At 59.9% G+C, this 24,628-nt stretch carries 22 protein-coding genes; 14 read left to right on the top strand and 8 right to left on the bottom strand.

Annotated features, from left to right (window positions below):
• Positions 1-261: 261 nt before the first annotated feature.
• The 9 genes from D8U69_RS13970 (at position 262) to D8U69_RS13930 (ending at position 10,118) form a co-directional block, all read left to right on the top strand.
• Complete coding sequence (locus D8U69_RS13970; protein ID WP_130907517.1) at positions 262-1,350, top strand: polyamine ABC transporter substrate-binding protein; 1,089 nt, start codon at positions 262-264, stop codon at positions 1,348-1,350.
• Entirely contained in the window at positions 1,347-2,648 is a 1,302-nt protein-coding gene (locus D8U69_RS13965) for an FAD-binding oxidoreductase (protein WP_130907516.1), read from the top strand. Before D8U69_RS13970 ends, D8U69_RS13965 begins: the two co-directional genes overlap by 4 nt.
• A gap of 174 nt (positions 2,649-2,822) precedes the next feature.
• Positions 2,823-3,419: a paraquat-inducible protein A gene (locus D8U69_RS13960; protein ID WP_056855294.1), complete on the top strand. Its 597-nt coding sequence runs from the start codon at positions 2,823-2,825 to the stop codon at positions 3,417-3,419.
• Complete coding sequence (locus D8U69_RS13955; RefSeq protein ID WP_130904814.1) at positions 3,416-4,072, top strand: paraquat-inducible protein A; 657 nt, start codon at positions 3,416-3,418, stop codon at positions 4,070-4,072. The genes D8U69_RS13960 and D8U69_RS13955 overlap by 4 nt, the downstream gene beginning before the upstream one ends.
• Positions 4,053-5,729, top strand: a complete 1,677-nt coding sequence (locus D8U69_RS13950) for an MlaD family protein (RefSeq protein ID WP_056855292.1) — start codon at positions 4,053-4,055, stop codon at positions 5,727-5,729. The genes D8U69_RS13955 and D8U69_RS13950 overlap by 20 nt, the downstream gene beginning before the upstream one ends.
• Before the next feature lie 17 nt (positions 5,730-5,746).
• Positions 5,747-6,304 (top strand): PqiC family protein, encoded by a 558-nt coding sequence (locus tag D8U69_RS13945; protein ID WP_056855291.1) that lies wholly within the window; start codon positions 5,747-5,749, stop codon positions 6,302-6,304.
• Positions 6,305-6,441: 137 nt separating this feature from the next.
• Positions 6,442-7,455, top strand: coding sequence for an iron ABC transporter substrate-binding protein (locus D8U69_RS13940; protein ID WP_130907515.1), 1,014 nt, complete (start codon positions 6,442-6,444; stop codon positions 7,453-7,455).
• 51 nt (positions 7,456-7,506) lie between these two features.
• Positions 7,507-9,057, top strand: coding sequence for an iron ABC transporter permease (locus D8U69_RS13935; RefSeq protein ID WP_177434570.1), 1,551 nt, complete (start codon positions 7,507-7,509; stop codon positions 9,055-9,057).
• Entirely contained in the window at positions 9,054-10,118 is a 1,065-nt protein-coding gene (locus tag D8U69_RS13930) for an ABC transporter ATP-binding protein (RefSeq protein WP_130904812.1), read from the top strand. Before D8U69_RS13935 ends, D8U69_RS13930 begins: the two co-directional genes overlap by 4 nt.
• Positions 10,119-10,122: 4 nt before the next feature.
• Here the strand turns inward: D8U69_RS13930 and D8U69_RS13925 are convergent, their stop codons facing one another.
• The gene (locus tag D8U69_RS13925) at positions 10,123-11,061 is read right to left on the bottom strand and encodes a tyrosine-type recombinase/integrase (protein ID WP_130907514.1); all 939 of its coding nucleotides are present in this window, start codon (positions 11,059-11,061) and stop codon (positions 10,123-10,125) included.
• A 338-nt stretch (positions 11,062-11,399) separates the two neighbouring features.
• Here D8U69_RS13925 and D8U69_RS13920 point away from each other — a divergent pair, with 338 nt between their 5' ends.
• The 3 genes from D8U69_RS13920 to D8U69_RS13905 all read left to right on the top strand — a co-directional run bounded on the left by D8U69_RS13920 (position 11,400) and on the right by D8U69_RS13905 (position 14,611).
• A complete protein-coding gene (locus D8U69_RS13920) occupies positions 11,400-12,107 on the top strand; it encodes an HPP family protein (protein WP_056855287.1) in 708 nt (235 codons plus the stop codon).
• 242 nt (positions 12,108-12,349) lie between these two features.
• Positions 12,350-13,456, top strand: coding sequence for an enoyl-CoA hydratase/isomerase family protein (locus tag D8U69_RS13910; protein WP_056855286.1), 1,107 nt, complete (start codon positions 12,350-12,352; stop codon positions 13,454-13,456).
• 3 nt (positions 13,457-13,459) lie between these two features.
• A complete protein-coding gene (locus tag D8U69_RS13905) occupies positions 13,460-14,611 on the top strand; it encodes an acyl-CoA dehydrogenase family protein (RefSeq protein ID WP_130907513.1) in 1,152 nt (383 codons plus the stop codon).
• Between the two features lie 177 nt (positions 14,612-14,788).
• Here D8U69_RS13905 and D8U69_RS13900 read toward each other — a convergent pair whose 3' ends face one another.
• From D8U69_RS13900 to pssA, 7 genes are all read right to left on the bottom strand, one after another.
• Positions 14,789-15,562 (bottom strand): enoyl-CoA hydratase, encoded by a 774-nt coding sequence (locus D8U69_RS13900; protein WP_130907512.1) that lies wholly within the window; start codon positions 15,560-15,562, stop codon positions 14,789-14,791.
• Between the two features lie 16 nt (positions 15,563-15,578).
• Positions 15,579-16,706, bottom strand: coding sequence for an acyl-CoA dehydrogenase (locus D8U69_RS13895; RefSeq protein ID WP_130907511.1), 1,128 nt, complete (start codon positions 16,704-16,706; stop codon positions 15,579-15,581).
• 115 nt (positions 16,707-16,821) lie between these two features.
• Entirely contained in the window at positions 16,822-18,015 is a 1,194-nt protein-coding gene (locus D8U69_RS13890; RefSeq protein WP_130904809.1) for an acetyl-CoA C-acyltransferase, read from the bottom strand.
• 12 nt (positions 18,016-18,027) lie between these two features.
• Positions 18,028-18,789, bottom strand: coding sequence for an SDR family NAD(P)-dependent oxidoreductase (locus tag D8U69_RS13885; protein WP_130907510.1), 762 nt, complete (start codon positions 18,787-18,789; stop codon positions 18,028-18,030).
• A gap of 16 nt (positions 18,790-18,805) precedes the next feature.
• The gene (locus tag D8U69_RS13880; RefSeq protein WP_130907509.1) at positions 18,806-20,470 is read right to left on the bottom strand and encodes an AMP-binding protein; all 1,665 of its coding nucleotides are present in this window, start codon (positions 20,468-20,470) and stop codon (positions 18,806-18,808) included.
• 257 nt (positions 20,471-20,727) lie between these two features.
• A complete protein-coding gene (locus D8U69_RS13875; protein WP_130907508.1) occupies positions 20,728-21,744 on the bottom strand; it encodes an AraC family transcriptional regulator in 1,017 nt (338 codons plus the stop codon).
• A gap of 107 nt (positions 21,745-21,851) precedes the next feature.
• Complete coding sequence (pssA, locus tag D8U69_RS13870; protein WP_130907507.1) at positions 21,852-23,195, bottom strand: CDP-diacylglycerol--serine O-phosphatidyltransferase; 1,344 nt, start codon at positions 23,193-23,195, stop codon at positions 21,852-21,854.
• A 214-nt stretch (positions 23,196-23,409) separates the two neighbouring features.
• On the opposite strand from pssA, the gene D8U69_RS13865 reads away from it, so the two are divergent.
• Both D8U69_RS13865 and D8U69_RS13860 read left to right on the top strand, forming a co-directional pair.
• Entirely contained in the window at positions 23,410-23,973 is a 564-nt protein-coding gene (locus tag D8U69_RS13865) for a TetR/AcrR family transcriptional regulator (protein WP_130904921.1), read from the top strand.
• 55 nt (positions 23,974-24,028) lie between these two features.
• Positions 24,029-24,505 (top strand): nuclear transport factor 2 family protein, encoded by a 477-nt coding sequence (locus D8U69_RS13860; RefSeq protein ID WP_056855276.1) that lies wholly within the window; start codon positions 24,029-24,031, stop codon positions 24,503-24,505.
• The last annotated feature ends 123 nt before the right edge of the window (positions 24,506-24,628 follow it).

Raw genomic sequence — 24,628 nt, 5'->3', positions numbered from 1 at the left:
TGATCGTTCCCACGCTCTGCGTGGGAACACAGCCCGGGACGCTCCGCGTCCCTGCAACAGCCGAACGCGGAGCGTCCGTGGAGGCATTCCCACGCGGAGCGTAGGAACGATCAACATTCCCCTGTGGGAGCTGGCTTGCCAGCGATTTGGCCGGCACATTCACCATTTTTGTCGACTGATGCGCCGCCATCGCGGGCAAGCCCGCTCCCACAGGGGCCATGAATCACCTGAACAATCCAATAATTCCAAGAAGGTATCGATATGCGTCTATTGAAATCCATGGTCCCGAGCGCGCTGATGGTCCTGTTCACCGCCGTGGCCCAGGCTCAGCCCCAGGTCAGCGTCTATAACTGGACCGACTACATCGGCGAAACCACCCTCGCCGACTTCCAGGCCAAAACGGGGATCAAGGTGATCTATGACGTCTTCGACTCCAACGAAACCCTGGAAGGCAAATTGCTCGCCGGGCGCACCGGCTATGACGTGGTGGTGCCGTCCAACCACTTCCTCGCTCGCCAGGTAAAGGCCGGAGCGTTCCTCAAACTGGACCGCGAACAACTGCCGAACTACCAGAACCTCGATCCGAAACTGCTGGCACTGCTAGAGAAAAACGATCCGGGCAATGAGCATTCGGTGCCGTACCTGTGGGGCACCAACGGCATCGGCTACAACGTCGACAAGGTCAAGGCTGTGCTGGGCATCGACAGGATCGACTCCTGGGCCGTGCTGTTCGAACCGGAGAACATCAAGAAACTCAGCGCGTGCGGCGTGTCGATGATGGATTCGGCAGATGAAGTGTTCCCCGCCGTGCTGAACTACATGGGCATGGATCCGCGCAGCGAGAACCCCGAGGACTTCAAAAAAGCCGAAGCCAAGCTGCTGAGCATCCGTCCGTACATCACCTATTTTCATTCGTCCAAATATGTCTCTGACCTGGCCAACGGTGACATCTGCGTAGCCTTCGGCTACTCGGGCGATGTATTCCAGGCCGCCAACCGCGCCAAGGAAGCCAACAACGGCGTCAACATCGCGTATGCCATCCCCAAGGAAGGCGCCAACCTGTGGTTCGACCTGCTGGCGATTCCCGCCGATGCCAGCAACCCCAAAGAAGCCCACGCCTTCATCAACTACCTGCTCGACCCGCAAGTGATCGCCAAGGTCAGTGCCTCGGTCGGTTACGCCAACCCGAACCCGGCCGCCAAGCAGTACATGGACCCGGACCTGGTCAACAATCCCGAGGTTTACCCGCCTCAGGCGGTGCTCGACAAACTCTACATCTCCACCACCCCGCCGCAGTCGATCATGCGCCTGATGACCCGCTCCTGGAGCAAAGTGAAGTCCAACAAATGAACCAGTACACCCGCGAACATACTCACTCGTATTACGCCGCTTCGGCCCACGGCATGGCAAATCGTCCTGAGCTGACTGCCGACCTGGAAGCCGACGTTTGCGTGATCGGCGCTGGTTTCACCGGTATCAACACCGCCATCGAACTGGCACAGCGCGGCCTTTCGGTGATTGTGCTGGAGGCGCGCCGGATTGGCTGGGGTGCCAGCGGACGCAATGGCGGGCAATTGATCCGCGGCATCGGCCACGACGTCAGTGGCTTCGCCAAACATATCGGCGCCGAAGGCGTGCGTTATCTGGAGCACGCAGGGACGGAGTCTGTGCAAGTGGTGGGTAATCGCATCCGTGAGCACGGCATCGACTGCGACCTACGCTGGGGTTTCTGCGAATTGGCCAACACCCCGGCGCAGTTTGCCGGATTGAAGGCTGAATACGCACACCTCAAGGCATCGGCATACGCCCACGAAACCCGCCTGATCGAGCCCGGGCAGATTCGTCAGCACGTGGTTGATTCGGGCGTGTATGCCGGCGGATTGATCGACATGGGCTCAGGTCACCTGCACCCGTTGAATCTGGTGCTGGGTGAAGCGAGGCTCGCGCAATCCCTTGGCGTGCAAATCTTCGAGCAGAGCCCGGTGCTGGAGCTGATCCATGGCAGCACCGTGCAGGTTCGCTGTGCCGGGGGCACGGTGCGTGCCGGCAGTCTGGTACTTGCCTGCAATGCGCACCTTGAAGAACTGGAGCCGAAACTCAGCGGTAAAGTGCTTGCGGCCGGCAGCTACATCATCGCCACCGAACCGTTGCCCGAAGACGCGGCTCGGCAACTGATCCCGCACAATCTGGCGCTGTGCGACCAAAAGGTTGGCCTGGATTACTACCGGCTCTCGGCAGACCGACGCCTGCTGTTCGGCGGTGCCTGCCACTATTCCGGGCGCGATCCGGCAGATATCACCGCCTATATGCGTCCACAGATGCTCAAGGTGTTCCCGCAACTGGCGCACGTGCGCATCGATTACCAGTGGGGCGGCATGATCGGCATCACTGCCAATCGTTTCCCGCAGGTCGGCCGTTTGAACCAGCACCCGAATGTGTTCTATGCCCAGGGTTATTCCGGTCATGGCCTGAACGTCACCCACTGGTGCGCGAAACTGCTGGGCGAGGCCATCCATGCGGGCCACAGCAAAGGTTTCGACGTGTTCAGCGCCGTGCCACACATGACCTTCCCCGGCGGCCGCGCCCTGCGCTCCCCGTTGCTGGCGCTCGGCATGCTCTGGTATCGGATGCGCGAAATGCTGGGCTGATCCACCCGGCCTGGCGAGCCCCCCGGTGGGAGCGAATCCGTTCGCTCCCATAACCGTTCTACGCCCTTCCCCGTCTATCCATGCCGTTGTGCAGCCTTTCAATTTGCTCAATTGCAAGTCGCTTCTATATTAAGGGTGTGCTCATTCTTTCCCGCTCTCTGTCGAGCCTGGCCCATGGCATCTACTGATCAACTGATCATTTGCGAGCACTGTGATTGCGTGTACGAAAAAACGACGCTCGCCAAACATCAGAAAACCCTGTGTACGCGCTGCGGCGGCGTGCTTCAGCGCTATAACGGCCTTACGGTAGAGCAGCGTCTTGCGTTGACCTTCACCGCATTGATGTTATGGATTTTCGCTAACTTCTATCCCGTCATGAGCATCAGCCTCAAAGGGCTGAAGAACAGCGCGACGCTCTGGGATTCGGTCCTGGCCCTGAGTCTGGGCCCCATCACATTCATCGCCCTGGTGGCAGCGATCGCGATGATCATCGCGCCCATCATCCAGCTGCTGCTGCTGATCTGGGTCTTGAGTTTTGCACTGGGCAACAGACGCTCACCGGCGTTCAAGTTCTGCATGCGCTGGCTGGAAACCCTCAGGCCCTGGAGCATGCTGGAAGTGTGTCTGCTCGGAGCCATGGTCGCGGTGATCAAACTCGCCGGGCTGCTGGACGTGCTACCCGGCATCGGTTTGTTTGCCTTGGCCATCCTCAGCCTGATGATGATCCGTATTGCCGGCCGTGATATCCGCGAACTATGGGACATCCAATGACCACCCCTCCGGTTGCCGACGACCTCAATCTATGCCTGTGCCACACCTGCGGCCTGGCGTGCGACGTGTCCGACAACCCCCACGAATGCGAACGTTGCGGCGCCCCGCTGCATCGCCGCAAAACCAACTCGTTGACCCGGACCTGGGCCTTCATGATTGCGGCCCTGGTGTTTTACATCCCGGCCAATCTGCTGCCGGTGATGAATACAAAAATGGTCGGCAACGGCGCCGACAGCACGATCATGAGCGGCGTCCTGGAGTTCTGGGAAGCTGGCGCCTGGGACATTGCGCTGATCATTTTCATCGCCAGTATCGCCGTGCCGGGCGTCAAGTTCGGCGCAATCACATTGCTGTTGATCACCGTGCAGCGTGACAGCGACTGGGCGCGCAAGGAGCGGTCGAAGCTGTTTCGTTTCGTCGAAGTCATCGGTTACTGGTCGATGCTCGATGTGATCGTGGTGGCCCTGGTGGCGTCGCTGGTGAAATTTCAAGCCCTGGCCGATATAGAACCGCGCCCGGGCATTCTTTTCTTTGGTCTGGTGGTGGTATTTACGATGCTGTCGGCGATGAGTTTCGACCCGCGTTTGATTTGGGATAACGCAAGGAAAGTTCCTCACAATCAGGAGGTCACGGATGCAGTCGCAAATCACTGACGAATCACGTGCCCCAGGGCAGGCCCCGATAAAAACCCGGCGTTTCAGCATTTCGCTGGTGTGGATCGTGCCGATCGTCGCAGTGCTGGTGGGTATTTCGCTGGTGGTGCACAGCATCCTTCAGGAGGGACCGACCATCGTTGTCACCTTCAAGACCGGTAGCGGCTTGACCGCCAACAAGACCGAGGTCAAATACCGCAACGTGGTGATCGGTCACGTCTCGGATGTAGAGCTGAGCAACGATCAGAAAAGCGTCAACGCCACCATCAAACTGGCCAAGCAGGCCGAGAGCTTCACCCGCGAGGACTCACAGTTCTGGGTGGTCAGACCGCGTATCGGAGCGGGCGGGGTATCAGGGATCGATACGTTGCTGTCCGGCGATTACATCGGTGCCGATATCGGCCAGGCCAAGAAACGTGCAAAAAACTTCACTGGCCTGGAAAACCCGCCACCGATCACCTACGGCGAGCCAGGTAAACGCTTCACTCTGCACACCCAGGACCTGGGCTCGCTGGATATCGGCTCCCCGGTCTACTACCGCAAGATTCCGGTCGGCCAGGTGGTGGCCTACGCGCTGGATCCGGACGGAAAAGGCGTGAACATCGAACTGTTCATCCACTCGCCCAACGATCAATACGTCACCGAGAACACCCGATTCTGGAACGCCAGCGGGATTGACGTGAACGTCGGAGCCAACGGTTTTGCGGTGAAGACCGAATCCTTGTCCTCGATTCTGGTCGGCGGCATTGCCTTCCGCGCACCTGAATACAGCCCCAATGACAAGCCCGCCCCCGAGCAGTATGCCTACGAGCTGTTCGACGACCAGCAAACCGCCCTCGCCCCACCCAGCGGCAAGCCGCAATACCTGGCCTTGCGCTTCGATCAGGCACTGCGTGGGCTCAAGGTCGATGCGCCGGTGGAATTTCTCGGTATTGAATTCGGCAGAGTGGTCTCCGTCAATCTGGATTTCGATGCCAAGAAACGCACCTTCCCACTCAATGTCGGCATCGTGATCTACCCACAGCGTCTGGGCCAGGCACACATAAAAATGCTCACTGCGCTCAAGCACGACCCCAACGACGAAGCCGCCGGTGTGCGCCTGATGGGTACGTTCATCGAGAACGGCCTGCGTGCGCAGGCGCGCACCGGCAACCTGTTGACCGGTCAGTTGTACATCGCCCTGGACTTCTACCCCAAAGCGGAAAAAGTGGCATTCGATCCCACGGCCCGCCCGGTCACCATCCCGACCGTTCCGGGTAGCCTGGAGCAATTGCAGGAAAAACTCGAAGCCATGGTCGACAAGATCAACAAACTGCCGGTGGAGAGCATTGCCGGCAACCTGGACGGCAATCTGGTGGAATTGCGCAAAACCCTGGGGCAGTTCAACAGCAAGACATTGCCAGGGGTTCAAACCACCTTGTCGACCGTCAGCAAGACGCTGCAGTCCGCCGAAACGACGCTGAAATCGGCCAACTCGACCCTGGCCGATGATTCGCCACAACGCGAGCAACTGGGCCAGACCCTGGAAGAACTCGGACGTACGTCGCGGTCCTTGCGCGACCTTACTGATTATCTGGGCCGCCATCCGGAATCGCTGATTCGTGGCCGCCCGAACAACGCCGCCCCCATTGATCTGCAAGGACCACCGAGCAAATGACTACAGGAGTAACACCCATGGCTTTTCCAATGAAAATGACCCTGGTCGTCGCGCTGTCTTTGCTCACCGCCTGCCGCAGCGATCCGATCCAGTTTCACACCCTGACGCCGGCGCAACTGTCCGGCAATACCAGGACCACGACGGACATCCAGATCGAAGGTCTTACCGTGCCGCCGCAAGTGGATCGTCCACAGATCGTGGTGCGCGAAGGCAATACAGGCATGGCCATTCTTGAAACCCAATGGTGGGGCGCCAGCCTGGTGGATGAACTGCGCAGCGCTCTGCTCGACCAGATGGTCAACAACAACCCGCAACGCAGAATATCGGTGAGGCTGGAGGTGCAACGCTTCGATTCGATTCCGGGTCAGTATGGGCTGATCGATGTGAAGTGGCGCCTGCGGGGCGCCAATGGCGATGAAAACACCCTGTTGAGTTGTCGCAGCACTTTGCAGACGCCTTCCGGTTCGTCCATCGATGAGTTGGTAGCCGCTCAGCAAAACAACGTCAAACGCTTGGCCGCGGTGATCAGCCAGGCTGCCTCCGGGTCACAAAAAGGTTGTCCATCAAACCCATGAGTTGACGAATTTTTCTCATTTCAGGCATTACATTTGCCGCGCCGCAAACATGCAAATGATTCCTATTGATCTACAATAATCGACGTCTATCTTGTCGAATCTGTTTGCTCGAAAATATTAAAAGGAGCTGCTAAAGCATGATTTTCCGCGTCCCGTCTTTTCTGAAAAAAGCCTTGCTCGCCAGCGCTCTTGTCAGCGCAGGTCATGTATACGCAGCCGATTCCGTCGGCATCGTGGTTTACAACGCGCAGCACGAAAGCCTGACGAAGGCCTGGGTTGAAGGGTTTACTCAGGAAACCGGAATTCCGGTGACCCTGCGCAACGGCGATGACACCGAGATGGGCAATCAGATCGTCCAGGAAGGCGCCGATTCACCGGCCGATGTGTTTCTGACCGAGAACTCGCCGGCCATGGTGCTGGTCGATAACGCCGGTTTGTTCGCCCCCGTCGACAAAGCCACGCTTGAACAAGTCGACGCCGCTTACCGTCCAGCCCATGGCAAATGGATCGGAATCGCCGCGCGTTCAACCGTGTTCGTCTATAACCCGAGCAAACTGCCGAACGCCGACCTGCCCAAATCGATCATGGATTTAGCCGCCCCGGCCTGGAAAGGTCGCTGGGGCGCTTCACCGGGCGGCGCCGACTTCCAGGCGATTGTCGCCGCGATGCTGGAACAAAAAGGCGAAGCCGCAACCCTCGAATGGCTCAAGGCGATGAAAACCAATTTCACCGCGTATCGGGGCAACAGTTCGGTGCTCAAAGCGGTGAATGCCGGGCAGATCGACAGCGGCGTGATCTATCACTATTACAGCTTCGTCGACCAGGCCAAGACCGGCGAAAACAGCAAGAACACCGCCCTGCACTACTTCAAACACAAGGATCCGGGTGCTTTTGTCAGCATTTCCGGCGGCGGCGTCCTGGCGTCGAGCAAGCACAAGGAACAAGCCCAGGCGTTCCTCAAATGGATCACCGGCCAGCACGGCCAGGCCATCCTCAAGGACGGCAAATCGTTTGAATACGCCGTGGGCAAGAACGCTCAATCCAACCCGAAATTGATGCCTTTGCAGCAGCTCGATGCGCCAACTGTCGATGCTTCGAAACTTGACAGCAAAAAAGCCGTGGAACTGATGACTCAGGCGGGACTGCTCTAATTGATACCTGAAACCCTGCCGGCGGGAGTGACTGACGCCGTTCCCGCCAATCTGCGCCGACGATCTCGCGGCACGTTCGCGAGCCGTGGCGGCCCGTGGGTGATCGGTTTGTCGGTGCTGGTTTCGTTATTGGCGTTGCTGCCGATTGCCTATGTCATCGGCGTGTCCTTGCAGACAGGCTGGTCTACGGTGGTCACCCTGGTTTTCCGGCCGCGGGTGGGCGAATTGCTGGTTAACACCGTGTTGCTGGTGTTGCTGACCATTCCCCTGTGCGTGGCGCTCGGGGTCACGCTGGCCTGGCTGACAGAACGCACCAATCTGCCGGGGCGCCGCTGGTGGTCATTACTGGCCACGGCGCCGTTGGCGGTGCCGGCTTTCGTCCACAGTTATGCCTGGGTCAGCCTGGTGCCGCCGATTCACGGATTGTTTGCCGGGGTGCTGGTCTCAGTCATCGCCTATTTCCCGTTCCTGTACCTGCCGGTTGCCGCCACCCTGCGCCGCCTCGATCCGGCCATCGAAGACGTGGCCGAATCAATGGGGCTCAAGCCCTTGGCGGTGTTCTTCCGCGTGGTGCTGCCGCAGTTACGCCTGGCCATCTGCGGTGGTGCATTGCTGGTCGGGCTGCATCTGTTGGCCGAGTACGGGCTGTACGCGATGATCCGCTTCGACACGTTCACCACGGCGATCTTCGATCAGTTCAAATCCACCTTCAACGGGCCTGCTGCCCACATGCTGGCCAGCGTGCTTGCGTTGTGTTGCCTGGCGATGCTCACCGCTGAGTCGGCAGCGCGTGGCACCGCGCGCTATGCTCGTGTCGGCTCGGGCAGTGCCCGTGAGCAGCGGATCGTTTGCCTGCACACGCCGTCGACTGCGCTCGCATTGGCATTGCAGGTGGTGACTTGCCTGCTGGCATTGGGCGTACCGCTGCTGACGTTGGGCAACTGGCTGATTGCCGGAGGCTCGCAAGTGTGGGACATGGCCGAACTGCTGCCGGCACTGGAGCAGACCCTGTTGTTCGGCGTCGGCGGCGCCGCCCTGACCACGTGCGCTGCGATCCCGATTGCCTGGCTGTCGATTCGCTATCCCGGACGAATGCAACGCGTCCTCGAAAGCTGCAACTACATCACCAGCTCATTGCCGGGCATTGTCGTTGCACTGGCATTGGTGACCGTCACCATCCATTTCGCACGGCCGATCTATCAGACCACCATCACCGTGCTGCTGGCTTATCTGTTGATGTTCCTGCCCCGCGCATTGGTGAGCCTGCGTGCCGGTATCGCCCAGGCGCCGGTGGAACTGGAAAACATCGCCCGCAGCCTCGGCCGCTCCCCTGCCCGCGCGCTGTGGCTGATTACCTTGCGGCTGGCGGCACCGGGTGCCGCCGCCGGGGCAGCACTGGTTTTTCTGGCGATCACCAACGAATTGACCGCTACCCTGCTGCTCGCCCCCAACGGCACACGCACATTGGCCACCGGGTTCTGGGCCATGACCAGCGAAATCGACTACGCCGCCGCGGCGCCGTACGCGTTGCTGATGATTGTGCTGTCGCTACCGTTGACCGGACTTCTTTATCACCAATCGAAAAAAACGGCTGGCCGATGAACACGCTTGAACTGCATTCCCTGAACAAAACCTACGGCGCCTATCGTGCGCTGGACGACGTCAGCCTGTCCGTGCCCAGCGGCAGTCGCACGGTGATTGTCGGCCCTTCGGGCTCCGGCAAGACCACCTTGCTGCGCATGATCGCCGGTTTCGAATTTCCTGACAGCGGACGCCTGTCGCTGAACGGTCAGACCCTGGTCGACAGCACCCACGAGGTACCGGCGCATCAACGCCTGATTGGCTACGTTCCCCAGGACGGCGCACTGTTCCCGCACATGACGGTGGCGGCCAATATCGGCTTTGGCTTGTCGACCAAGGGCAATGAAAAACAGCAGCGCGTGGCGCAGTTGATGGACAGCGTGGCCCTGGACTCGCGCATGGCCGAACGCTGGCCCCACGAGTTGTCCGGTGGTCAGCAGCAACGGGTAGCCCTGGCACGGGCACTGGCGCAACAGCCTCGGCTGATGTTGCTGGATGAACCCTTTTCCGCGCTGGATACCGGATTGCGTTCGGCCATGCGCAAGATGGTCGCGCGCTTGCTCGACGATGCCGGCGTGACCACGATCCTGGTCACCCACGACCAGAGCGAAGCCCTGTCCTTTGCCGATCAATTGGCGGTGATGCGTAACGGTCGCCTGGTACAGTCGGGGCATCCACTGGATCTTTACCGCTATCCCGAAGACGAGCAGACCGCGCTTTTTCTCGGTGATGCCGTGGTCATGCCGGCACGCATCGAAGCCGGTTGGGCACACTGCGATCTGGGGCGAATTCCGGTCAACAATCACCGCAACAACAGCACGGCGCAAATCATGCTGCGGCCCGAGCAATTGCAAGTGGCCAGCCTGCTGCCCAGCGACACGGAAATTTCCGGATGCCGTGCGGTGGTCACCGACCGGGATTTCAGCGGCAACACCTGCACGCTGACAGTGCAGTTGCAGCCATTGATCACCAGCGAACAACCCGGCCGATCATTGCTGGTGCGCAGCTCGGGCATGTACGCCCCACCGGCCGGCAGCGCCGTTCACATCTCGACCATCGGCCATGCTCACGTACTGAGCTGAGGGCTCACAGATCGAAGCGATCCACCGCCCGCCGCCGCTCGTTGTCATCGCGCACATCGTAGTTGGCGGTGGTCTGGATGTTGCTGTGATGAGCGAGTTTCTGGGCGATCGACAGATCGTGCTCTTCAATCACCCGAGTAATGAACGAGCGGCGGAAATCATGGGGCATGATTTTCACCCCGACTTGCGTTCCGCGCTGCCTGGCGATGTAGTAAATCGCATGTTTGGTGATGCGTTCGCGGGTGATATGGCTGCCGCGACGGATTCGATTGAACAGGAACGGGTCATCCTCTTCGCCTTCCTTGAGCATCGAGCGACGCAGCTCCAGCCAGGCGTCCAGTTTAGCGAAAGCCCACGCCGGGGCGTACTTGATCAATTGCTTGTTGCCCTTGGCCGTCACCCGCAGGCTGCGCTCTGCGAAGTCGACCTGGTTCAGGTCGAGGTTGACCGATTCCGACTTGCGCATGCCCGAGCCGTATAAAATCCCGATGATCGCCGCGTCCCGCAGGCCCTGCGGCCGGGGATCGGCGGCGCAGACTTCCATCAGTTCCTGAATCAGCGTGCGCCGCAGATTGCGGCCCTGGGACAGGCGCGTGCCGGCAATGCCCTTGACCGAACGCATCTTCAGCAGATGTTCCTGACTGATCAGGCTCATGCGCCAAGCCTCGTTCATCACCCCGCGCACGGCATTGACGTACAGCGAAGAGGTGTTCGGTGCGTACCCATCGGTGCGCAGCGTCGCGACCAGGGCAATGACGTCTTCGGGTTGCAGATTGTGCCAGGGAATCTCTTCGATGTTCACTTCATCGAAGCCCAGGCGATCGGCGGCGTCCTGCAACACATAGCGCATGGTCAGTTGGCTGGAGGGCGCCAATCGCGCCAGATAGAGAGTCAGCGGGTTGGTCTTGGGCGTACTTGAATCAGCAACAGGTAAGTCAGTCAAACGAAACGGCCTTGATAAAAGAAAATCGCTACAAACGGAGTGCAGACAAAGAGGGCCGTTACGCTGCCGGTCATGGCCGATAAAGTCAAATATCGCCGATAAAGGCCACTGTCCTGGCGGTGGGGTGCAATTCCTGTGTTTCATACTTGGTCGGCGCGTCGCTTTACATCAGAATTAATGAACTGAAGCTTCATTAATATGAATTTGTCAGCATCAGTAATGATCGGCACACTGTCGGCGTTCCTCCCCCAATAGTTGGAACAACTTCAAGGGCTTTCTGGCTATCCCAGATAAGCCTTTTTTTTTCCTCGAATTTTGTTATTGGAAACCACCACATCATGTTCGCTCGCTGGTTGCCTGCCGCCATCAACACCCGCCCAACGGAATGGAGTCGTGCTGCCATCGGCATGGCCTTGGGAACGCTGCTCAGCGTTTGGCTGTGTGGTCAGGTGTTTGGCATCGAAGTGGCGCAACATCTGATCGGGCCGCTGGGCGCATCGGCGGTGTTGCTGTTCGCCGTTTCTTCCGGTGCATTGGCCCAGCCGTGGTCGATCATCGGCGGTTATCTGAGCGCGGGTGTGATATCGCTGCTGGTCGCTCATGTGCTGGGGCGGACATTGGGCAGCGCCTGTCTGGCGGCCGGCATGGCGTTGATCCTGATGTGCTGGCTGCGTTGCCTGCATCCACCCGCCGGCGCATTGGCGCTGACCCTGGTTCTGGCCGATCCGGCAACCATTGCCATGGACTGGAAAGCGCTGGGTCCGGTGATGCTCGGCGCGTCGATCATGTTGCTCAGCGCCCTGGCCTACAACAACCTCACCCGTATCCGTTACCCCAAGCGTGCCGCCGAGCCCGTGGCAGTGATTCCTGCTGATCACACGCCCGTGGAGACCCAAGCCATTACCGCCCAGGACTTGAAACTGGCCCTGGCCGAGATGGAAGCGTTCTTCGACGTCACCCCCGAAGACCTCGAACAGCTGATCCATGCCAGTGAACTGCATGCCAAGCGGCGCAGTATTGGTGAGGTGTTGAGCCGTAGCGCCTGATGAGATCCCTGCAGGAGCGAGCCTGCTCGCGAAAGCGGTCTGCCATTGAGCATCGATGTTGACTGGCAGGGCCTCATCGCGAGCAGGCTCGCTCCTGCAGGGTATTGCGTTCTCTCCATGCATTTGTGCAGATAAAACCTGCACATATCCCAGTTGTACATCACAAATTTGCACTGTTACGATCTTGCATCGCTCGCGCGCGAGCTTCTCTAATAAAGAACAATAAAAGCAGGGAGTTAGTGATGACTGCTCAGGTTACATCGAATGGACCGCAGTCCATGGAAGCCATGCAAAATGAAGTGCTGGCCGAAGTACGCAACCATATCGGCCATCTGACCCTCAACCGCCCCGCAGGCCTCAATGCCATCACCCTGGACATGGTGCGCAACCTGCACCGCCAGCTCGATGCCTGGGCCGGTGATCCGCAGGTGCATGCGGTGGTTCTTCGCGGTGCCGGCGAAAAAGCTTTCTGTGCCGGTGGCGACATTCGTTCGCTGTACGACAGCTTCAAGAACGGCGACACCCTGCACGAAGAATTCTTCGTTGAGGAGTACGCCCTCGACCTGGCGATTCACCATTACCGCAAACCCGTGCTGGCCTTGATGGACGGTTTCGTCCTCGGTGGCGGCATGGGCCTGGTGCAAGGCGCCGATCTGCGAGTGGTCACCGAGAAAAGCCGCCTGGCGATGCCAGAAGTCGGTATCGGTTATTTCCCGGACGTCGGCGGCAGTTACTTCCTGCCGCGCATTCCCGGCGAACTGGGGATTTACCTGGGGGTCAGCGGCGTGCAGATCCGGGCTGCCGATGCGCTGTATTGCGGTTTGGCCGACTGGTATCTGGACAGCAGCAAACTGACCACGCTGGATGAAAAACTCGATCAGCTGGAGTGGCGCGACACCCCACTCAAAGACCTCCAGGGCCTGCTGGCGAAACTCGCCGTGCAACAATTGCCAGATGCGCCATTGGCAACTTTACGCCCGGCCATCGACCATTTCTTCGCCCTGCCCGACGTGCCGAGTATGGTTGAGCAAATGCGCGAAGTAACGGTCGCTGATAGCCACGAGTGGGCCACCGCCACCGCCGACCTGCTGCAGACACGCTCGCCGCTGGCCATGGGCGTGACCCTGGAAATGCTGCGGCGGGGTCGCCGCCTGAGCCTCGAACAATGCTTCGCCCTTGAGCTGCACCTGGACCGCCAGTGGTTCGAGCGCGGCGACCTGATCGAAGGCGTGCGCGCCTTGCTGATCGACAAAGACAAGAATCCGCGCTGGAACCCGCCCACCTTGCAGGCGCTGGACGCCGAACACGTGGCGAGTTTCTTCAACGGTTTTGATGAGAGCGGGAGCTGAGCCATGCACGATCTCGAACTGACAGAAGAGCAAGTCATGATCCGCGACATGGCCCGGGATTTTACCCGTGGTGAAATCGCGCCTCACGCACAAGCCTGGGAAAAGGCCGGCTGGATCGATGACGGTCTGGTCGCGAAAATGGGTGAATTGGGCCTGCTCGGCATGGTGGTCCCCGAGGAATGGGGTGGCACCTATGTCGACTACGTGGCTTATGCGTTGGCGGTAGAAGAAATCTCTGCCGGCGACGGCGCTACCGGCGCCTTCATGAGCATCCACAACTCGGTGGGCTGCGGGCCGGTGCTCAACTACGGCACTGAACAACAGAAGCAAACCTGGCTGGCGGATCTGGCCAGCGGCCAGACTATCGGCTGCTTTTGCCTCACCGAACCCCAGGCTGGCTCCGAAGCGCACAACCTGCGCACCCGTGCCGAACTGCGCGATGGCCATTGGGTAATCAACGGCGCCAAGCAATTCGTCAGCAACGGCAAACGGGCCAAACTGGCGATCGTGTTTGCGGTGACCGATCCGGATCTGGGCAAGCGCGGCATTTCGGCATTCCTGGTGCCGACTGACACCGCCGGTTTTATCGTCGACCGCACCGAGCACAAAATGGGCATTCGCGCGTCCGACACCTGCGCCGTCACGCTCAATAACTGCACCATCCCCGAAGCCAACCTGCTGGGTGAGCGCGGCAAAGGCCTGGCCATCGCCCTGTCCAACCTTGAAGGCGGCCGCATCGGCATTGCCGCCCAAGCGCTGGGCATCGCCCGCGCCGCCTTTGAAGCGGCCCTGGCTTACGCCCGCGACCGTGTGCAGTTCGACAAGCCGATCATTGAGCACCAGAGCATCGCCAACTTGCTGGCGGACATGCACATGCAACTCAATGCCGCTCGGTTGATGATCCTGCATGCCGCTCGCCTGCGCACCGCGGGCAAGCCTTGTCTGTCCGAGGCTTCGCAAGCCAAGCTGTTTGCTTCGGAAATGGCCGAGAAAGTCTGTTCGTCAGCGATTCAGATTCACGGCGGCTATGGCTATCTGGAGGATTACCCGGTCGAGAAGTATTACCGGGATGCGCGAATCACGCAGATCTATGAAGGGTCGAGCGAGATTCAGCGGATGGTCATCGCCCGCGAACTGAAGAATTACTTGGTGTGAAGTCCTGATGATCGTTCCCACGCTCTGCGTGGGAATGCATCCGGTGACGCTCTGCGTCGCGCTTGCGAAGGAACGCGGAGCGTCCCGGTCGGCATTCCCACGCAGAACGTGGGAACGATCGGTGCTACATCATGTGGGAGCTGGCTTGCCAGCGATGACGTCAGCAAGAACGCCGCATTACTTACCGACGAACTCAGCCTCACGCTTGGCAATGAACGCCGCCATCCCTTCCTTCTGATCCTGCGTCGCAAACGCCGCATGGAACACCCGACGCTCAAAACGCACGCCTTCGGACAGGCTCACTTCAAAGGCGCGGTTGACGCTTTCCTTGACCATCATCGCAATCGGCAACGACTTCTTGGCGATCAATGCCGCGACTTTCAGCGCTTCGTCCAGCAGCTCATCGCTCGGCACGATGCGCGCCACGATGCCGCAACGTTCTGCTTCCACCGCATCGATCAAACGCCCGCTCAGGCACATTTCCATGGCCTTGGCCTTGCCCACGGCGCGGGTCAGACGTTGGGTGCCGCCCATGCCCGGCAGAACGCCGAGATTGATTTCCGGTTGACCGAATTTGGCATTGTCGCCAGCCAGAATGAAGTCGCACATCAGCGCCAGTTCACAGCCACCGCCCAAGGCGAAACCATTCACCGCAGCGATGATCGGCTTGCGGCGGTTGGCCACGCGGTCGCTGTCGCTGAACAGGTCGTCGAGGTAGATCTGCGGGTAGGTCAGCTCAGCCATTTCCTTGATGTCGGCACCGGCAGCAAAAGCCTTTTTCGAGCCGGTCAGCACGATGCAACCGATGTTCGAATCGGCTTCCAGGCCATCGAGGGCATGGTTCAGCTCGCTGACGATCTGCGCGTTCAAGGCGTTCAGCGCTTGCGGGCGGTTGAGGGTGATCAGGCCGACGCGGCCATGGGTTTCCAGCAAAATGGTTTCGTAGCTCACGGAGTGGTTCCTTCTTTCAAAGATTGCGCGAAATGACCATGCGCTGAATATCGCTGGTGCCTTCGTAGATCTGACACACCCGCACGTCGCGATAGATCCGCTCCAGCGGGAAGTCGTTCAAATAACCGTAACCGCCCAGGGTTTGCAACGCCGAGGAGCAGACTTTCTCGGCCATTTCCGAGGCGAACAACTTGGCCATCGACGCTTCGACCAGCGCCGGTTTGCCGCTGTCACGCAGGGCAGCGGCGTAATGCACCATTTGCCGCGCTACAGCGATCTGGGTCGCCATGTCCGCCAGGCGGAACGCGACAGCCTGGTGTTCGATGATCGGTTTGCCGAAACTCTCGCGCTCACGGGCGTAATCGCGGGCCGCTTCGAATGCGGCGCGGGCCATGCCCACTGATTGCGAGGCGATACCGACGCGTCCGCCTTCGAGGTTGGCCAAGGCGATCCTGTAGCCCTCGCCCTCTTCACCCAGGCGGTTGGCCAGCGGGACTTTTACGTCTTCGAAGAGAATCTGGCAGGTGTCCGACGCATGCTGGCCGAGCTTGTCCTCGACCCGCGCGACTTTGTAGCCCGGCGAATCGGTGGGCACGATGAATGCGCTGATGCCGCGCTTGCCGGCTGCAGGATCAGTCACCGCAAACACAATCACCACGCCTGCGTTCTGCCCGGAGGTGATGAACTGTTTACAGCCGTTAAGCACGTAGTGATCGCCGTTCAATTTGGCGCGGGTTTTCAAGCCGCTGGCGTCTGAGCCGGCCTGGGGTTCGGTCAGTGCAAACGCGCCAAGCATTGCGCCGCTGGCCAACGGCTTGAGGAAGCGTTCTTTCTGTTCATCGTTGCCGTAATGCAGGATCGGCACGCAACCGACCGAGTTGTGCACGCTCATGATGGTCGAGCAGGCACCGTCGCCGGCGGCGATTTCTTCCAGGGCCATGGCGTAGGCCAGGTAACCGGTGTCGCAACCGCCCCACTGCTCCGGCACCAGCATGCCGAAGAAGCCCAGTTCGGCCATCTCGCCGATGGCTTCCTTGGGGAAACGGTGCTCACGGTCCCACTCGGCGGCGAACGGTTTCAGCCGTTCCTCGGCGAATTGCTGGGCCATGTCGCGAATTTGTTGTTGGTCGTCATTGGGAATCATGATGAATCCTTGATTTGAGCCTGAATGCACCCTGCTCTTGTAGGAGCATGGCTTGCCCGCGATGGCGTCCTTGAGATCGCTATCGCGGGCAAGCCATGCTCCTACAGGGGCGGCGTTAGTACAGGCATTCCACAGCCATTGCCGTGGCTTCGCCGCCGCCGATGCAGATGGCCGCAACGCCACGCTTCAGGCCTTTCTGGCGCAGGGCCGAAAGCAACGTCACCAGAATGCGCGCGCCGGACGCACCGATCGGGTGGCCCAAAGCACAAGCGCCGCCGTGCACGTTGAGTTTCTCGTGGGGGATTTCCAGATGGGTCATTGCGGCCATGCCGACGACGGCGAAGGCTTCGTTGACTTCCACCAAGTCCACTTCATTGAGCGACCAGCCGGTCTTCTTGATCAGTTTCTTGATGGCGCCAATCGGTGCCACCGGGAACAGGCCCGGCGTGTCGGCAAACGCCGCGTGACCGTGGATCACCGCCAACGGTTTCAAACCACGCTTGTCAGCTTCGGAACGGCGCATCAGCACCAGCGCCGCCGCACCGTCGGAGATCGAACTGGAGTTCGCCGCCGTGACCGTACCACCGTCCCGGAACGCCGGTTTGAGCGAGGCGATCTTGTCCAGCTTGGCCTTCGGTGGTTGCTCGTCATTGCTGATCGTCACCTGTTCTTTGCCCACCATGACGGTCAGCGGAACGATTTCGTCCTTGAAGCTGCCGTCCTTGATCGCCTGTTGCGCACGAGTGGTCGAGGCAATGGCGAAGGCGTCCTGGGCTTCACGGCTGAAGCCGTTGGTTTCGGCGCAGTCTTCGGCAAAAGTGCCCATCAGGCGGCCCTTGTCATAGGCGTCTTCCAGGCCGTCGAGGAACATCGAGTCCTGCACCTTGCCATGGCCCATGCGATAGCCGCTGCGGGCACGGTCCAGCAGGTACGGCGCATTGGACATGCTTTCCATGCCCCCGGCGATGACCACTTCGGCGCTGCCGGCGACCAGCATGTCGTGAGCGAGGATGGCCGCTTCCATACCCGAGCCGCACATTTTGTTGAGGGTGGTGCAGCGAGTGGATTTATCCAGCCCGGCGCCCAGCGCCGCCTGGCGTGCCGGGGCCTGGCCGAGACCGGCTGGCAGTACGCAGCCGAATAAAACTTCATCGACGGCATCGCTGGCGACACCGGCGCGCTCCACGGCGGCTTTGATCGCGGCCGCGCCGAGTTGCGGCGCGGTCAGGCTTTTCAGTTCGCCCTGAAAGCCACCCATCGGGGTGCGGACAGCGCTGACGATGACGATTGGATCGTTGGAAAGGCTCATGACAAATCCTCCTTATTTCGCGGCCATGCGCAAGGCACCGTCGAGACGGATCACCTCGCCATTGAGCATGCTGTTTTCAATGATATGCCGGACCAGTGATGCATACTCGGCAGGTTTGCCCAGGCGCGGCGGGAACGGCACGCCAGCCGCTAGGGAATCGCGCACTTCCTGGGTCATGCCGGCCATCATCGGCGTCTCGAAAATGCCCGGGGCGATGGTCATCACCCGGATGCCGAAGCGCGCCAGCTCCCGTGCGGCCGGCAAGGTCAGGCTGACAATCGCCCCCTTGGATGCCGAGTACGCCGCCTGACCGATCTGGCCGTCGAATGCTGCAGCAGACGCCGTGTTGATGATCACGCCACGCTCGCCATCGGCGTCCGCTTCGGTTTCGGCAATCGCCGCCGAGGCCAGGCGCAGCATGTTGAAGCTGCCGATCAGGTTGACGTTGATCACCTGGCTGAAACTGGACAACGCGTGCGGACCGTTTTTGCCGAGGATCTTCTCGCCACGCACGATGCCGGCGCAGTTGACCAGACCGTTGAGGCCGCCGAAGGTTTTGACCGTGGCCTGCACCGCCGCTTCAGCCGCTGCTTCGTTGCTGATGTCCGCGACCACGCTTTGCGCGCCCAGGCGCTGGGCCTGCGCCGCGACAGCTTCGGCGTTCATGTCCACCAGCATCACCTTGGCGCCGGCGGCGACCAGCATTTCAGCGGTGGCGGCACCGAGGCCGGACGCGCCGCCAGTGACGAGAAAAACCTTGTTTTGGATCTGCATCATTGTTTCCTTGGATTCAAGCTGAAACGTTCTTCGCCGCGGCCTCTTGAGCCTTGGCGATTTCCTGGTTGCGCAAGATAAAGCGCTGCAATTTGCCGCTTGGGGTTTTCGGCAATTCGCTGACAAATTCGATTTCACGGGGGTACGAGTGCGCCGCCAGGCGCTTGCGTACATGTTGGCGCAGCTCTTCGGCCAACTCCGGCGCGGCACGATATTGCGCGCTGAGCACGACGAAGGCTTTGACCAGCTCAGTGCGTTCCGGATCGGGCTTGCCGACCACCGCGGCTTCGACCACCGCCGGGTGTTCGATCAGCGCGCTTTCCACGTCGAACGGGCCGACGCGGTAGCCTGAAGTGGTGATCACATCATCGCTACGGCCGACGAAGCTGATGCTGCCATCCGGATTCCACTCGACGGTGTCGCCGCTCAAGTAGTAATGGCCGACGAAGGCCTTGGTCGGCGCGCCTTCATAGCCGGCGAACCAGCACATCGGCGACTGTGTCCGGTCGATCGCCAGAATGCCCGGCTGGCCGACACCCAGTTCGTTGTATTCATCATCGAGCACCACGATGCGGTGACCCGGCGAGGCAAAACCGGCGGCGCCCATGTGGATCGGATGTTCCAGTGCGTGGTGGTTGCACAGCACCATGCCCAGTTCGGTCTGGCCGTAGTGGTCATGAATGACCACGCCAAGCTGATCGGCGAACCAGCGGATCACTTCCGGGTTCAACGGCTCACCGGCGCTGCTGACAATGCGCAGCTTGCCCTTGATCGACTTGGCGAACTCATCACCGCCGGCGATCAACAGACGATAAGCGGTCGGCGAGCCGGTGAGATTAGTGATGCTGTATTTGTTGATGACACGGCAGGTGCTTTCGAGGGTGAACGGGCCATCGTAAAACGTGATCGGATGCCCCATCGACATCGGCCCGGTGACACCGAAATAGATGCCGTAGGCCCAACCCGGGTCGGCAACGTTCCAGAATGCGTCTTCGGGCCGCAGATCCACGGCGTCGCGGGTGTAGCTCTGGAACGCGACGATGGCCTTCAGGGGTACCGACAGCGCTTTCGACGGGCCGGTGGTGCCGGAGGTGAACATCAGCAGGAACGGGTCTTCGCCGCTCAGCATCACCGGTTCGCAATCGTTGCAATAGTTGGCCAGTTCGGCCCAGAAGCTGAAATCGCCCCGTACGATGCCTTGGCCTTTTGCGCCTGCGACGGTGACGATGGTCGGGCATTCGGCGACTTCGGCGAGTTTTGAGCGATTGACCGCGTCGGTGACCACCACTTTGGCGCCGGAGCAGCCGAGGCGGTGTTCAATGGCTTTGGGGCCGAACGCGGTGAACAGCGGCTGGTAGACCGCGCCAATGCGCCAGGTGGCAAACACGGTGATGAGCAATTCGATGTTACGTGGCAACAGGCCGGCGACCTTGTCGCCTTTTTTTACGCCTTGGGCCAACAGGAAATTGGCAAAGCGCGCGGCTTTGTCTTGCAGATCGGTGAAGGTGTACGTGGCGCTGGCGCCGTCGCGTCCCTCCCAAAACAATGCGATCCGCCCGGGCAACGCATGCCGGTCGCAACATTCGACGCAGGCATTGAGGGCGGTCAGATCGCCCGCGAGTGCAGCGTCGACGGTGTGCTGATAATCGAACTGTGAAACAGCAGACAAGTAATCGCGCATTGCCAGAATCCCTTTGTTTTTTATTGGTTGGGGGAACCGTAAACAACAGGGAAATACTCGCTCTGCACGGTGTGCGGGGCAATGGTCAAAGTTATCAAGTTGCTTGACTGGTTTGGCCAAGATCCCACCTGGCGCAATGATCGTTCCCACGCTCCGCGTGGGAATGCACCCCGGGACGCTCTGCGTCCCATCCAAAGCCGAACGCGGAGCGTCCGTTGAGGCATTCCCACGCAGAGCGTGGGAACGATCATGCCGGATCAGGCTGACTCGTTGAGAATCAAACTCCGATAATGCCCCGGATTGGACCCCGACCACTTGCGAAACGCCTTGTAGAACGAACTCGCATCGGCAAAACCCAGCCGTGTGGCAATCTCGGCGAAGCTGATGCTCGGCTCGGCCAGCCAGACAATCGCCAGTTCCTTGCGCACGCTGTCCTTGAGCGCTTGATACGTCTGACCTTCTTCGGCCAAGCGGCGCCGCAGGGTCGAAGCGGACATGCACAGGCGTTGTGCCAGCGCTTCGGTTTCTGGCCATTGCTCGGCGGGCAATTGCCGCAGGTCGTGCTTGATACGGCTGGCCAGGCTTTGCGGATCGCGATATTTGACCAGGATGTTGGCCGGCGCATGAGCCAGGAAGCGTTTGAGTTCTTCCGCTGTACGCTTGATCGGCAGATCGAGGCAATCGGCAGAGAAAATCATCCGCGTGCGTGGACGGTCGAACCGCAGGTTTTCGGAGAACATCACCTGATAGTCATCACAGAAGTCCGGCCTGGGGCAGCGCAATTCGATGGCCAGGATCGGAATCCGACGCCCCGCCAACCAGCACGCCACGCCGTGCACGATCATCCAGTAAGTGAAATAGGTAAAGGCGCGGCGCGGCTCGTGATCGTTTTCCAGCAGTACGATTTCCGCCAGGCTTTGCTGGCGCACCAACTCGGCGGGCATGCATTCGAGCATCAAAGACAAAAAGCCCAGGCCGCTGGTCAGGCCCGCCGCGACATTCGGCTGAATCATGGCGCAGCGGCACAGAAATTCGAAACTGCCGGACTTGAGCTTGCGCGGGTCCATGCCGAAAAACTCATCGTCCCCGCGCCGCGCCAGCAATCGCCAAAGTCGAGCGTACGCCGTGGCGGGAACCCGTGCGGTGCTGCTGTTCAACAACAACGGCTCGATACCGACCTTGTGCAACACCTCGTCGGTCACAACGCCCGGGGCGCAACTTTGCAACAGCGCTTCACGCACCAGTTGGATGGAGATGGTGTCTTTTTCGGACATTGAGCGAGACAAGCCCTGATCTTGTTTGAATGGCGGGCATCTTAGCGCACTGCATCCCCTATCGGAGCGAGCCTGCTCGCGATTGCGCCAGTGGCCACGCCACACATTCAAAGAATGCGGTACAGCAACCGCTCAACCCTCACCCGGCTCACACGTTTGAGAAACTTCGCCACCCCCGCCGGGTAGTCCGGCAATGTTTCCAGGTCCCCAAAACGCTCGATGCGCCGGGTGTGCTGGAAAATCTGCGCCAACTCCGCACGGCGCGGCACCAACAACTCGCCCTTTGGGTCATCAATCAGCAAGGCGTTTTCCAGATCGAGGCGAAACGCTCGCGGGTTGAGGTTGTTACCGGTCAGCAAGGTGTAACGCTGGTCGATCCACATGCCTTTGAGATGGTAGGTGTTGTCGCCATCCTTCCACAGATGCAGGTTCAACTGCCCGCTGTCGATGTTGCGCTGATGGCGCTTGGCGAATCGGCGCAGGCTGATCTCGTAGAGATATGGCAGCGCCGAAATCACTTTGAACGGTTCGCTCGGTGGAATATAGAAATCGTTGGCGGTCTTGTCGCCAACCACGATATCGATCTTCACACCCCGCGCCAGCGCCCGGTTGATATCCCGGGTTACGGCCAATGGCAGGTTGAAGTATGGCGTGCAGATGGTCAGTTGATGCTGGGCGCTGCCGATCAGCTCGCCAATCACCCGGCTCAACGGATTGTTCTTGCCCACGCCCAGTAACGGGCTGACAGACAGACCGCTCTTGTCCGTGGAGCCCTGGGTGGTGTCGTACGCAGCGTGCTTGAGACGGCTGCGCAGATCGCCGATGTCATTGCGCAGGCTGCGGGTGGTCGGCAGGTTCGGCAGGTCGAGGCGATGCACCGCTTTGGAAGCCACCAGACCGTGTTGAACCAGGTGGTGCATGGAATCGGCCAGCGCACGGTTGTGCAGCAGGTGATAACGGTCGTAGCGGTACTTGTCGAGCTTGTGCAAGTAGACGTTGTTCAGGCTGGCGCCGCTGTAAATCACGCAGTCATCGATGATGAAGCCCTTCAAATGCAACACGCCGAACAGCTCGCGGGTTTGCACCGGCACGCCATACACCGGCACTTCGCTGGCATGAGTGCGGGTCATCTCCTGATACCAGGCCGAATTGCCCGGTTGCTTGCCGGCACCGATCAAACCGCGCTGCGCGCGCAGCCAGTCGACGACCACCACCACGTCCAGCTGTGGACGCGCCAGTTTGGCCGCGTGCAAGGCATCGAGTATTTCCTGGCCGGCCTCATCCTGTTGCAGGTACAGCGCAACGATATAGATACGCTGGGTGGCGCTGGCGATTTTTTCCAGCAGGCAACGACGGAACTCGGCGGCGCCGCTGAGGAAGGTGACGGCATCGGCGGTCAGCGGAAAACTGCGCAGTTTAGGCAGCAGGGAGCGTTTGAAAAGCGACGGCATAGGGCTCGCAATGGGTCGAATCCAGAGAGTTTGAGAGCTTACACCATGGATCGGCTCGGGTCTTGTGGGTGTCCATAATGACGCTATCGCTGGCAAGCCAGCTCCCACAGGTTGATCGCATTTCCCTGTGGGAGCTGGCTTGCCAGAGATAGCGGTTTTATGGGCAATGGAAAAACATTTGACCAAGAAGAACGATCGTTCTACTATTTGCCACATGAACGAAATCACTAGCAATGACACACGCGACATCATTCTGGATGTCACCGAAAAGTTGATCTACAAAAGTGGCATCGCTGCCACTGGCATGGATCTTCTGGTGAAAACCGCCGGCGTCTCCAGAAAGAGCATTTACCGCTACTTCGCCAACAAGGAGGAGCTGGTCGTCGCCGCCCTGCAACGCCGTGACGAACGCTGGATGCACTGGTACAGAACTGAAGTCGGCAAAGCCCGGACCCCGGCGGACCGCCTGCTCAATCTGTTCAGCGTGCTCAAGTCCTGGTTCGACTCTGAAGGCTTTCGCGGCTGCGCGTTCATCAACACCAGCGGTGAAACCGGCGACCCGCAAGACCCGGTCCGGCTGGTCGCCAAAGACCACAAACAAAAGCTGCTCGACTACGTGTGCGAGCTGTGTACCGAATATGGTGCCGAGGATCCGCAGAGTCTGGCCAGACAGCTGCTGATCCTGATCGATGGTGCCATTACCTTGGCGCTTGTCATGGGTGATCACAGTGCCGCCGATAATGCGCAATGCATGGCGCGAAAGTTATTGGACCTGTAACAACTTAACCAAGCCCGACAACGTGTTTTAACTTGATTGTATACGGAGACTTGATATGTCTAATGCCGAAGTTCGTCCGCCATTGCCGCCATTCACCCGTGAATCGGCCATCGAAAAAGTCCGCCTCGCCGAAGACGGCTGGAACTCCCGCGATCCTGAGCGCGTGTCGCTGGCTTACACCCTGGACACTCGGTGGCGCAACCGCGCCGAGTTCGCCTACAACCGAGAAGAAGCCAAAGGCTTTCTGACGCGCAAGTGGGCCAAGGAACTGGATTATCGGTTGATCAAGGAGCTGTGGGCGTTCACCGACAATCGCATCGCCGTGCGTTATGCCTATGAATGGCACGACGATTCTGGCAACTGGTTCCGCTCCTACGGCAACGAAAACTGGGAGTTCAACGAGGACGGATTGATGGCCCATCGTTTTGCCTGCATCAACGACATGCCGATCAAGGAAAGCGAGCGCAAATTCCATTGGCCGCTGGGCCGTCGCCCTGATGATCACCCGGGCTTGTCGGATCTGGGCTTGTAAACACCGCTCCAAACCAGCACGGTGGCCTATTGATCGTTCCCACGCTCTGCGTGGGAACACAGCCCGGGACGCTTTGCGTGCCATTGGAACGCTGAGCGTCCCTTGAGGCATTCCCACGCAGAG

Origin of the sequence: Pseudomonas sp. Sample_16 (genome assembly GCF_004307665.1) — a bacterium.
Taxonomy (GTDB): Bacteria; Pseudomonadota; Gammaproteobacteria; order Pseudomonadales; family Pseudomonadaceae; genus Aquipseudomonas.
Note: the sequence above shows the minus strand (reverse complement) of the source record. Positions and strands in the feature narration are given on the sequence as shown.